Here is an 11,869-nt window from a genome sequence, read left to right as displayed (position 1 = left end):
CTCATGGGGCACCATAGTTAGAGTCAATCATCTCCGGCTTCCTGAATGCGGGAAGGGCGGATATGATGGGCCACGTTTTTTTGCTTACAACCTGGAGAATTCCATGAGCAGCGATCTTATCAAACACGTCAGCGATGCCAGCTTCGAGGCCGACGTACTCAGAGCCGAAGGCGCTGTACTGGTCGACTACTGGGCTGAGTGGTGCGGCCCATGCAAAATGATCGCTCCGGTTCTGGACGAAATTGCTGAAACCTACAAAGGCAAACTGACCGTTGCCAAGCTGAACATCGACGAAAACTCGGAAACCCCGGCCAAGCATGGCGTGCGTGGTATCCCGACCCTGATGCTGTTCAAGAACGGCAACGTCGAAGCCACCAAGGTCGGCGCACTGTCCAAGTCGCAGTTGGCAGCGTTCCTCGACGCCAACATCTAAGCGTCGATTTTCAGTGCCCTGGAAAAGCCCCGCAAAACGCGGGGCTTTTTCGTAATTGAGGGCTAGACGCTCCGAAACTCAGGTGTTACATTCGGCCCCGCATTGGTTTCTCCAGTGCCCCCTGCAAGCCGTCGCCGACGCTCTCCTTTTCGAATAAGTACGCGATCCTGTCGCCTTCTCTGCGGCGCGGCCTCATTAAGCCAAAAGCTTAATTTCCCCCCTCTATAAATGATTACGTCATTCCTATATGAATCTGACTGAACTCAAGCAAAAGCCGATTACCGAACTGCTCGAATTGGCCGAACAGATGGGCATAGAAAATATGGCCCGTTCGCGCAAGCAGGACGTGATTTTCTCCCTGCTGAAAAAGCACGCGAAAAGCGGTGAGGAAATCTCCGGTGATGGCGTGCTGGAGATCCTCCAGGACGGCTTCGGCTTCCTCCGCTCCTCCGACGCCTCCTACCTGGCCGGCCCGGACGATATCTACGTCTCGCCAAGCCAGATCCGTCGCTTCAACTTGCGTACCGGTGACACCATCGTTGGCAAGATCCGCCCTCCGAAGGAAGGCGAGCGGTACTTCGCACTGCTCAAGGTCGATACCATCAACTACGACCGTCCCGAGAACGCCAAGAACAAGATTCTGTTCGAGAACCTGACGCCGCTGTTCCCGACCGTGCGCATGAAGATGGAAGCCGGTAACGGTTCCACCGAAGACTTGACCGGTCGTGTCATCGACCTGTGCGCTCCGATCGGTAAAGGCCAGCGTGGTCTGATCGTTGCTCCGCCAAAGGCGGGCAAGACCATCATGCTGCAGAACATTGCTGCGAACATCACCCGCAACAACCCTGAAGTTCATCTGATCGTGTTGCTGATCGACGAGCGTCCGGAAGAAGTGACCGAAATGCAGCGCACCGTGCGCGGCGAAGTGGTCGCCTCCACCTTCGACGAGCCGCCAACCCGCCACGTACAAGTGGCCGAGATGGTGATCGAGAAGGCCAAGCGCCTGGTTGAACACAAGAAGGACGTGGTGATCCTGCTGGACTCCATCACCCGTCTGGCCCGTGCCTACAACACCGTGATCCCGAGCTCCGGCAAGGTTCTGACCGGTGGTGTCGATGCCCACGCCCTGGAAAAACCGAAGCGTTTCTTCGGCGCCGCGCGGAACATCGAAGAAGGCGGCTCGTTGACCATCATCGCCACCGCGCTGGTTGAAACCGGCTCGAAGATGGACGAAGTGATCTACGAAGAGTTCAAGGGTACCGGCAACATGGAACTGCCCCTGGATCGCAAGATCGCTGAAAAGCGCGTCTTCCCGGCCATCAACATCAACCGTTCCGGCACCCGCCGCGAAGAGTTGCTGACGGCCGACGACGAGCTGCAGCGCATGTGGATCCTGCGTAAGCTCCTGCATCCCATGGATGAAGTCGCTGCCATCGAGTTCCTGGTCGACAAGCTGAAACAGACCAAGACCAACGATGAGTTCTTCCTGTCGATGAAACGCAAGTAAATCGATCAGGCCAGCAAGAGCCGGGGAAACCCGGCTTTTTGCTATCTGACATTCTCTATTCTGAACCTGTGGGTTCGGCGCTAAACTGCCTGCCCCGAATGCCACGGCGAAAACGAGGCTCACGCATGCAGTATCGCGACTTGCGCGACTTTATCAGCGGCCTGGAACAGCGCTCCGAACTCAAGCGCATCCAGGTTCCGGTGTCCCCAGTGCTGGAAATGACCGAGGTCTGCGATCGCACCTTGCGTGCCAAAGGCCCGGCCCTGTTGTTTGAAAACCCCACCGGTTATGACATCCCCGTGCTCGGAAACCTGTTCGGCACGCCCGAGCGCGTGGCCCTGGGCATGGGCGCCGAAGCCGTTAGCGAACTGCGCGAGATCGGCAAGCTGCTGGCGTTCCTCAAGGAGCCGGAGCCGCCCAAGGGCTTGAAGGATGCCTGGTCCAAGCTGCCGATCTTCCGCAAGATCATTTCCATGGCGCCCAAGGTGGTCAAGGATGCGGTCTGCCAGGAAGTGGTGATCGAAGGCGACGACGTCGACCTCGGCATGCTGCCGGTGCAGACCTGCTGGCCAGGCGACGTCGGTCCGCTGATCACTTGGGGCCTGACGGTGACCAAGGGGCCGAACAAGGACCGGCAGAACCTGGGCATCTATCGTCAGCAGGTAATCGGCCGCAACAAGGTGATCATGCGCTGGTTGAGCCATCGTGGCGGCGCCCTGGATTACCGCGAGTGGTGCGAGAAGCACCCGGGCCAGCCGTTCCCGGTGTCCGTGGCCCTGGGCGCGGACCCGGCAACTATCTTGGGCGCCGTGACCCCGGTGCCGGACAGCCTCTCCGAATACGCTTTCGCCGGCCTGCTGCGGGGCAACCGCACTGAGCTGGTGAAGTGCCGTGGCAACGACCTGCAAGTCCCGGCCACCGCCGAAATCATCCTTGAAGGGGTGATCCATCCCGGCGAGATGGCCGACGAAGGCCCGTACGGCGACCACACTGGCTACTACAACGAAGTCGACAGCTTCCCGGTGTTCACCGTGGAGCGCATCACCCATCGCATCAAGCCGATCTATCACAGCACCTACACCGGCCGGCCGCCGGATGAGCCAGCGATTCTCGGCGTGGCGCTGAACGAAGTCTTCGTGCCGATCCTGCAGAAGCAGTTCCCGGAAATCACCGACTTCTACCTGCCGCCAGAAGGCTGCTCGTACCGCATGGCGGTGGTGACCATGAAGAAGCAGTACCCGGGCCACGCCAAGCGGGTAATGCTGGGTGTCTGGTCGTTTTTGCGACAGTTCATGTACACCAAGTTCGTTATCGTCACCGACGACGATATCAATGCCCGGGACTGGAACGATGTGATCTGGGCCATCACCACGCGCATGGACCCCAAGCGCGACACGGTGATGATCGACAACACCCCGATCGACTACCTCGACTTCGCCTCGCCGGTGTCCGGCCTGGGCTCGAAGATGGGGCTCGATGCCACCCACAAGTGGCCCGGAGAAACCACCCGAGAGTGGGGCCGGGTCATCGTCAAGGATGAGGCGGTCACCCGCCGGATCGATGCCATCTGGAATCAGTTAGGAATAGATTGATGCGTGTAACCTTGCAGCCCTCCGGAGCGGTGCTTGAGACGCTGCCCGGCGAGCGGATTCTCGATGCGGCGCGGCGCTTGGGCTATGAATGCCCGCAGAGCTGCCGCAATGGCAACTGTCACGTGTGCGCGGCCCTGCTGGTGGAGGGCAGTGTGCAGCAAGCCGGCGATGTGCGTGATCATGGTGAGTTCTACACTTGCATTGCAGAGCCGCTGGAAGACTGCATTGTGCTGTGGGATGGCGTCCTTGCGCTGGGAGAGTTGCCGGTGCGCAGCTTGTCGTGTCAGCTCACTGAGTGCCTTGAGGTCGGCGGCGATGTCTGGCGGGTCAGGCTGCGAGCGCCGGCCGGCAAGCCACCCCGCTATCATGCGGGCCAGTACCTGATGCTGGAGCGGGATAACGGCGAGAAGTCGGCCTTCTCCCTGGCTTCGGCGCCCCATTGCGGGCGTGATCTGGAGCTGCATGTGCTGGTGCGCGAAAACAGTGCGCAGAGCTTGATGGAGCAGTTGCAGCGCAACCGCATGGCTCGGGTCGAATTGCCTTTTGGCGACACTCACCTGGCCGAGTTGCCGCAGGGCCCGCTGGTGCTGATCGCTGCCGGTACCGGTATGGCGCAGATGCACAGCCTGATCGAGCACTGCCGGGCCAAAGGCTTCAAGTATCCGGTGCACCTGTATTGGGGCGTACGCCGGCCGGAAGATTTCTATCAGTTGGAACACTGGGATGAGTGGCAGCAACTGCCCAATCTCTATCTGCACAAGGTGGTCAGCGACCTGTGCGGTTGGGAGGGGCGCTGCGGCATGCTGCATGAGGCGGTTTGCGAGGACATCACCGACCTGTCGCCGGTGCATGTCTACGCCAGCGGCTCGCCAGCCATGATCTACGCCACCCTGGACGCTCTGGTGAATGCCGGGATGGATGCCCATCAGATGCGTGCGGACGTATTCGCCTACGCCCCGCGGCCCTGACTGCATCGGGTCCGTGCCCTTCGTTATAACTCTGTATATAGCCCATCGGTATTTATCTAATTAAATAAATGCCGGTAGGTTATATATAAGCCTTCAACTTGAGTGCTGCTCTAGTGGCACTTAACTTGCCTTGAAACTTATGTGTCTTGTAGTTACTGCCAAGCGTTCTATTAAGTAACTTCTTTTACGCGGGGAGCCGAACGCTATTCGCCATGACAGCCCTTGAATCCAGTTATCTGAATCTGGCTTACCCTCCGCGGCTCGATCTGGGGCCGCAGCTGACCCACGAACAACTTCTCAGCTCCATGCAGTCCACCATGGCCCGGCACAAGGGCGGCCCGGTCTGGCTGTTCGCCTACGGTTCATTGATCTGGCGCCCGGAGTGTTCGGCGGTCGAGCGCATGCGTGGCCGGGTGCATGGTTATCATCGCGGTCTGTACCTGTGGTCCCACGAGCATCGCGGCACGCCTGAACTGCCGGGGCTGGTGTTTGGCCTGGATCGTGGCGGTTCCTGCAGCGGCTTCGCCTACCGGCTGCCGGAGGAGCATCTGGATGCCTCGTTGTATGCCCTGTGGCAGCGTGAAATGCCTTATCCCTCTTACCGTCCGCACTGGCTCAACTGCCGTCTCGAGGATGGCAGTCAGGTCCAGGCCTTGGGTTTTGTGCTGGAGCGGCACCTGCCCAGCTATGCCGGCAATCTGCCGGATCATGTACTGAGCCAGGTGTTCGAAAGCGCTTGCGGGCGTTATGGCACCACCCGCGATTATGTTGAACAGACCATTCAAGCCCTGCGCAGCCACGCCATGCCGGATCGCAACCTGGAGGCACGGCTCAAGCGCTGCAAGGGTGTTGTGGCCTATTGACGGAAGCCGGCCTCAGCGGACCTGCACCACGACTTTGCCCACCGCTTTGCGCTGACCCAGATCATCGATGGCCCGGGCGGCTGCCGTCAGAGGATAAACCTGGGACACCAGTGGCTTGAGCTTGCCCGCGGCGAACCATTCGAACAACTGCTGGAAATTGGCCGCGTTGTCCTGAGGCTGGCGCTGAGCGAAGGAACCCCAGAACACCCCCACCACCGCCGCGCCCTTGAGCAGCGCCAGGTTCACCGGCAATTCGGGAATGCGTCCGCTGGCAAAGCCCACCACCAGCAAGCGGCCATTCCAGGCAATGGAGCGGATGGCCTGGTCGAACAGATCACCGCCCACCGGATCGTAGATCACGTCGGCACCGTTGCCATCGGTCAGGCGCTTGATCTCGTCCTTCAGGCTGCTTTCGCTGTAGTTGATCAGCTCATCGGCACCGGCGGCCTTGGCCACGGCGAGCTTTTCTGCGCTGCTGGCGGCGGCGATCACCCGGGCGCCCATGGCCTTGCCGATTTCCACCGCCGCCAGCCCGACCCCGCCCGAGGCACCGAGCACCAGCAGGGTCTCACCGGGCTGCAGGTTGCCCCGTTGCCTGAGGGCGTGCATCGAGGTGCCGTAGGTCATGCTGAAGGCGGCAGCGGTGTTGAAGTCCATGGCGGCGGGAATCGGCAATACGTTGTAGCCTGGCACCGCCACCTGTTCGGCAAAACTGCCCCAGCCGGTCAGGGCCATGACCCGATCGCCGACCTTGAGATGGCTGACTTTCTCGCCCACTGCGCTGATGACACCGGCCGCTTCGCCGCCCGGGGAGAAGGGGAAGGGTGGCTTGAACTGGTATTTGCCCTCGATGATCAGGGTGTCCGGAAAATTCACCCCTGCGGCATGCACGTCCAGCAGGACCTCGTTCTTCTTCGGCACGGGACTTGCGACCTCTTCCAGCACCAGCGTTTCGGCGGGGCCGAAGGCTTTGCACAGCACGGCTTTCATCAGGGCTATTCCTTTGGGAGTGGTGGCCGATAAGTGTAGGAGTGTGAATCAGGCGGTCAACGAGCATGCCCGGCCCTGATGGGCAGCCATAAGCTTGTGCTTGGGCTCAGGCGGGCGGGCCTTTATGCTAGGCCGCAAACCGGATTAAGGAGCGAATTGTGAAAGCGTGGATCATGTTGCTGCTGGCCCTCTCCCTGCCGATGGCAGCCGGGGCTGAAGAGGCTAAAGAAGGCGAAGCACCGAAAGTCAGTTACATCAGCCTGAGCCCGCCCTTTGTCGGTAACTACGGCCTGGATGGCGGCCCCAAGCTCAAGGTCTACAAGGCTGACGTGGCCCTGCGGGTGACCGGCGACGCTTCGGCCCAGGCGGTCAAGGCCAATGAGCCGCTGATCCGCAATCAGTTGGTGGCGCTGTTTGCCCAGCAGACCGTCGACACCATGAACAACGTCGAGGCCAAGGAAAAGCTGCGCCAGGAAGCCCTCAAGCAGGTGCAGCAAGTCATGAATGACGAAACCGGCAAGCCGGTGGTGGAAGACCTGTTGTTCAACAACCTGATCATCCAGTAACGCTCAGCTGTTGGAGCTGGCTGGCCAGCGAAGGCGCCCGAGAGGGCGACGTGGGGCTTGAGGGCCCTTTCGCCGGCCAGTCGGCTCCTACAGCGTGTGGCTCATGAGGCGAGGCTTTTGCGAAAGCGCGCCAGGGCAATGGCGAAGAACAGCAGACCGATCGTCGCCAGGGCCAGCAGGTCGGGCCAGACCACACTGACGCCCGCATCACGAAACAGGATCGCTGCGCTGAGGCTGACGAAGTGCGTTGATGGCGAGCCCTGCATCACCCATTGCAGCCATTGCGGCATGCTGTCCAGCGGTGTGCTGCCACCGGACAGTAGCAGCATCGGAATGATCACCGGGATCGCCAGCAGGCCGAACTGCGGGGTGGAGCGGGCCAGGGTGGCAAGGAAGATCCCCAGTGCGGTGCTGGCGAACAGATACAACGCGGTGACCATCAGGAACAGCCCCATCGAGCCCGCCAGCGGCACGCCCAGCACGCCTTTGACTATCACCTCCAGCGATATCCAGGTGCACAGCACCACCACCAGCATATTGCTCCAGATTTTCGCCAGCATGATCTCCAGGGCCGTCAGCGGCAGTACCAGCAAGTGGTCGAGGGTACCGTGCTCGCGCTCGCGCAGCAGCGCGGTTCCGGTGAGCACGATGGCCAGGATGGTGATGTTGTTGACGATCTGGATCACCGCCAGAAACCAGCCTCCCTCCAGGTTGGTATTGAACAGCGCGCGGGTGGTCAGCAGGGCCGGGGCCTTGCTCGCGGCATCCGCTTGGTTGGCATAGTTGAGCAACTCGCGCTGGAAGATTCGGCCAATGTAGCCGGCGCCCATGAACGCCTGGCTCATGGCGGTGGCGTCGACGTTGACCTGCACCGCCGGCTGACGGCCGGCCAGCAGGTCGCTCTGGAAGTTGGCAGGGATGTTGATCACGAAGGTGTACTGGCCGCTGTCCATCACCTTGTCCAGTTGGTCGTAGGGCAGGGCGACCGGGTTCTGGAACTCCGGCGGTTGCAGGGCCTCTGCCAATTGTCGTGACAGTGCGCTGTGGTCTTCATCCACCAGGGCCACGCTGGCGTTGTGTACGCCAATGACCGAGCCGGCTGCCGGCAGGTAGATGGCCACGGTGAAGGCGTAGAACAGGAACAACAGCAAGACACTGTCGTGACGCAGGCTGGTGAGCTCCTTCAGACCCAGGCGCAGGATATGGGCGAGCCTGTTCATCAGACCTCCTGCTTTTTCAACATGACCAGGCTAAGCCCGGTGAAACCGAGGAAGAACCCGATCAGTGCCAGGCACTGAGGCCACAGCTCCCGCAGGTCCAGGGCCTTGGTGAAGGTGCCGACGGCGATGTCGAGGAAGTGACCGGCGGGGAACAATTGCCCCATGATCGCCGCCGAGCCTTCCAGGGACGAGCGCGGCACGATCAACCCGGAGAACTGGATGGTCGGCAGGCTGGTGATGATCATGGTGCCGAGGATCGCCGCGATCTGGGTGCGGGTGAAGGCCGAGATCAGCAGGCCCATGCTGGTGGTGGCCAGCACGTAGAGGACGCCGCCCAGGGCCAGGGTCAGTCCGCTGCCCTTGAAGGGCACGCCGAACAGCCAGCGGTTCATGGCCACCAGCAATCCCAGGTTGATCAGGCTCACGGCCAGGTAGGGCGCCTGCTTGCCCAGGAGGAACTCCAGGCGGGTCAGGGGCGTGGCATAGAAGTTGGTGATCGAGCCCAGTTCCTTCTCGCGAACGATGCCCAGGGCGGTGAGCATGGCCGGAATGAACGCCAGGATCAGCGCCATGACCCCGGGCCCGATGGCGTTGACGCTGACCACGTCCTGGTTGTAGCGAAAGCGTGTTTCCAGCTTGGCGGCGGATCTTGTGTTCAGTGCCGGGCTGCTGTGTTCGGCCAGGAGTTCGAGGTTGGCCTGGTGTACCGCTTCGACATAGTTGCGGCTGGTTTCCGCGCGAAACGGCATGCCGCCGTCCAGCCAGGCGGCCACTGTCGGCTGGCGCCCGGCATACAGGTCGCGGCCGAAGCCGGGCGGGATTTCCAGGGCCAGCTTGATCTCCGAGCGCTGCAGGCGCCGATGCAGTTCGGCGGAGCTGCGGATGGTGGGTTTTTCCTCGAAGTAGCGTGAGCTGCGAAAAGCCTCCAGATAGGCGCGGCTTTGCGGCGTCTGATCCTGGTCGTAGACGGCGAAGGCGAGCTTTTCCACATCCAGGGAAATGCCGTAACCAAAGATCACCATCATGAAGATCGCCCCCAGCAGGGCAAAGCCCAAGCGCACCTTGTCCCGCAATAGCTCCTTGCCTTCCCGGGTTGCCACCGCCAGCAGCCGGGCCAGGCTCAGGCCCGAGCGCGGAGGCGCGATGGCGTGGCTGGCGGCAGCCGCCGGAGGAGGTGGCGCTGCATCCGCGGCTCCTTGGGCTTCTTCCAGGCAGCGGACGAAGGCGGCTTCCAGGGTGTCGCCGGAAAACTGCTGTTGCAGCGCCGCTGGTGTGTCACAGGCCAGTACCTTGCCGGCGTGCATCAACGAAATGCGGTCGCAGCGCTGTGCTTCGTTCATGAAATGAGTGGACAGGAAGATGGTCACGCCCTGTTCCCGGGACAGTTCGATCAGCAGTCGCCAGAAGTCGTCACGGGCTGCCGGATCCACCCCTGACGTGGGTTCGTCGAGGATCAGTACTTCCGGGCGGTGCAGCACCGCCACGGCCAGGGACAGGCGCTGGCGCAGACCCAGGGGCAGGGCGCCGGATTGCTGCTCGGCGATTGCGCCCAGGTCGAAGCGCTGGATCAGTTCCTCGATGCGTGGGCCACTCTCGGCTTTCGGCAGGTCGAACAGGCGGGCATGCAGCTCCAGGTTCTGGCGCACGCTGAGTTCGCCGTACAGGGAAAAGCTCTGGGACATGAAGCCGACCCGCTTGCGGGTGGCCAGGTCCTTGGCGTCCACCGGATTGCCCAGCAACTTGGCGCTGCCTTCAGTGGCGGGCATCAGCCCGGTGAGGACTTTCATGGTGGTGGTCTTGCCGCAGCCGTTGGAGCCGAGGAAGCCGAAGATCTCCCCGCGACCGATGGCGAAGCTGACTTTGTTGACGGCGGTGAAGTCGCCGAAGCGCAGGGTCAGCTCGTGGGCCTCGATGGCGATGTCCTGGTTACTGCCAGAACGTGGCGGGATCACCAGTGGCTGATTGTCATGGCCGCTGTCGCCCTGGTAGTGAGTGAAGGCATCGTCCAGCTTGCCGCTGCCCGTTACCTGCGCCAGCTCTCGGCTCAGGCCCTGGGCGATCAACTTGCCCTGGTCGAGCATCAGGCAATGCTCGAACTGTTCGGCTTCTTCCATGTAGGCGGTGGCCACCAACAGGGTCAGTTGTGGTCGTTGCTGGCGTACATCCTCCACCAGTTCCCAGAAGCGTCGGCGGGAAAGCGGGTCGACCCCGGTGGTGGGTTCGTCGAGGATCAACAGATCCGGTTCGTGGATCAGCGCGCAGCACAGGCCGAGTTTCTGCTTCATCCCACCGGACAGCTTGCCCGCCGGGCGTTCGGCAAAGCGCAGCAGGTCGGTGGCCAGCAACAGGCTGTGCATGCGCTGGTCGCATTCGTCACGTGGCAGGCCGAACAGGGTGGCGAAGAAGCGGATGTTCTCGCTGATGGACAGGTCGGGATACAGGTTGCCCCCCAGCCCCTGGGGCATGAAGGCGATGCGCGGGTATAGGCTTCTGCGGTGGCGGCGCTGGGAGATGGCTCCGCCGAGTACCTCGAGCTCGCCTTGCTGAAGCTTCTTGACCCCGGCAATCAGCCCGAGAAGGCTCGACTTGCCGGCACCGTCAGGACCGATCAGGCCGCAGCGTGTGCCTGCCGGCAGGCTGAAACTGATGTCGATCAGAGCCTGCTGGGCACCGTAGCGATGGCTGATACCTGTGGCGTGCAGCGCCAGGGCATTCATTGCAGGTTAGCCGGCCAGTCCACGGTGGCTGTGCGCACATAACCGGCACCGGGCATCCCCGGTTTGGCCTGGGGCACGGCGGCGGGTTGAGTCAGGCGCACCTTGACCCGGAATACCAGTTTCTGGCGTTCGTCACGGGTTTCCACTTCTTTGGGGGTGAACTGCGACTTGGCCGCGACGAAGCTGATCTTTGCCGGCAGTGGCTGGTTGGGCAGGGCGTCGAGAACAATCCGCGATTCATCGCCCACCGTCAGGCGCCCGGTGACCGAGGCTGGCAAGTAGAGGTTCATGTATTGGTCATTGGGATCGATCAACAGCAGTACTCGGCCGCCGGCACCCAGGACTTCGCCAGGCTCGGCCAGACGCAGTTGGATGATGCCGTCGATGGGAGCTCGCAGGCTGCTGTCGTCGATCTCGCTGGTGAGCTGCGCAACCTGGGCCAGGGCGGCGCCGATAGCGGCCTTGACCGCTGCAACCTGGGCCTGGGCCGCCAGCACGGCGGCATTGCCGGTGTTCAGCCGTGCCTGTTGCTGATCGATGATCTGCTGGCTGGCGAAGCCGCGCCTGAACAGTTCCTGGGAGCGCTTGAGTTCCTGATTGGCCAGGAGCAATTCGCTCTGGCGCAGTTGCACGTTGGCTTCTGCGGCGGAGAGGTTTTCCCGGGCGCGCAGCACTTCGGCTTCGGCCTGGCTGCGCTGGGCTTCCAGGGTGCGGGTATCCATCCGGGCCAGCAGTTGGCCCTGGAGCACTTTGTCGCCTTCATTGACCCGCACTTCCGCCAGGCGTCCGGGAATCTTGCTGGCGATCTGCACCTCAGTGGCTTCGAGACGGCCATTGCCCATGCTCAGCCCTTCCGGCAGACGATCCTGGAGGGATTTCCAGTAACCGAAGCCACCAGCGGCGAGCAACAGAATCAAGAGGGAGACAGCGAAAAGGCGGGAAGAACGGTGGTTCGTCGACATGTGTTCTGCGTCCTGCGGCTATAGCGTCCTAGTCTGACGTATCAAGGCTTT

Annotated in this window: 10 protein-coding genes; 6 read left to right on the top strand and 4 right to left on the bottom strand. The window is 61.9% G+C overall.

The window, feature by feature from the left end:
• Window positions 1-103 precede the first annotated feature (103 nt).
• The 5 genes from trxA (at window position 104) to LOY69_RS29020 (ending at window position 5,363) form a co-directional block, all read left to right on the top strand.
• A complete protein-coding gene (trxA, locus tag LOY69_RS29040) occupies window positions 104-433 on the top strand; it encodes a thioredoxin TrxA (protein WP_102881241.1) in 330 nt (109 codons plus the stop codon).
• A gap of 247 nt (window positions 434-680) precedes the next feature.
• Window positions 681-1,940 (top strand): transcription termination factor Rho, encoded by a 1,260-nt coding sequence (gene rho, locus LOY69_RS29035; RefSeq protein ID WP_017125454.1) that lies wholly within the window; start codon window positions 681-683, stop codon window positions 1,938-1,940.
• A 125-nt stretch (window positions 1,941-2,065) separates the two neighbouring features.
• Complete coding sequence (gene ubiD, locus LOY69_RS29030) at window positions 2,066-3,532, top strand: 4-hydroxy-3-polyprenylbenzoate decarboxylase (RefSeq protein WP_011064155.1); 1,467 nt, start codon at window positions 2,066-2,068, stop codon at window positions 3,530-3,532.
• Window positions 3,532-4,500, top strand: coding sequence for a CDP-6-deoxy-delta-3,4-glucoseen reductase (locus tag LOY69_RS29025; RefSeq protein WP_213665229.1), 969 nt, complete (start codon window positions 3,532-3,534; stop codon window positions 4,498-4,500). The genes ubiD and LOY69_RS29025 overlap by 1 nt, the downstream gene beginning before the upstream one ends.
• Before the next feature lie 212 nt (window positions 4,501-4,712).
• Complete coding sequence (locus tag LOY69_RS29020; protein WP_102881240.1) at window positions 4,713-5,363, top strand: gamma-glutamylcyclotransferase; 651 nt, start codon at window positions 4,713-4,715, stop codon at window positions 5,361-5,363.
• Between the two features lie 12 nt (window positions 5,364-5,375).
• On the opposite strand, the gene LOY69_RS29015 is transcribed toward LOY69_RS29020, so the two are convergent.
• Window positions 5,376-6,353, bottom strand: coding sequence for an NADPH:quinone oxidoreductase family protein (locus tag LOY69_RS29015; protein WP_265073910.1), 978 nt, complete (start codon window positions 6,351-6,353; stop codon window positions 5,376-5,378).
• A gap of 158 nt (window positions 6,354-6,511) precedes the next feature.
• Here LOY69_RS29015 and LOY69_RS29010 point away from each other — a divergent pair, with 158 nt between their 5' ends.
• A complete protein-coding gene (locus tag LOY69_RS29010) occupies window positions 6,512-6,919 on the top strand; it encodes a flagellar basal body-associated protein FliL (RefSeq protein ID WP_102862193.1) in 408 nt (135 codons plus the stop codon).
• 101 nt (window positions 6,920-7,020) lie between these two features.
• Here LOY69_RS29010 and LOY69_RS29005 read toward each other — a convergent pair whose 3' ends face one another.
• From LOY69_RS29005 to LOY69_RS28995, 3 genes are read right to left on the bottom strand one after another with little or no spacing between them, the layout of a single operon-like run.
• Entirely contained in the window at window positions 7,021-8,139 is a 1,119-nt protein-coding gene (locus tag LOY69_RS29005) for an ABC transporter permease (RefSeq protein WP_115581180.1), read from the bottom strand.
• A complete protein-coding gene (gene rbbA, locus LOY69_RS29000; protein WP_123390014.1) occupies window positions 8,139-10,856 on the bottom strand; it encodes a ribosome-associated ATPase/putative transporter RbbA in 2,718 nt (905 codons plus the stop codon). Before rbbA ends, LOY69_RS29005 begins: the two co-directional genes overlap by 1 nt.
• Entirely contained in the window at window positions 10,853-11,818 is a 966-nt protein-coding gene (locus tag LOY69_RS28995) for an HlyD family secretion protein (protein WP_102862190.1), read from the bottom strand. Before LOY69_RS28995 ends, rbbA begins: the two co-directional genes overlap by 4 nt.
• Window positions 11,819-11,869 lie beyond the last annotated feature (51 nt).

It is taken from the genome of Pseudomonas sp. B21-059, assembly GCF_026016285.1.
GTDB classification, from domain to species: domain Bacteria; phylum Pseudomonadota; class Gammaproteobacteria; order Pseudomonadales; family Pseudomonadaceae; genus Aquipseudomonas; species Aquipseudomonas danubii.
This window is presented reverse-complemented; position numbering and strand designations above follow the sequence as displayed.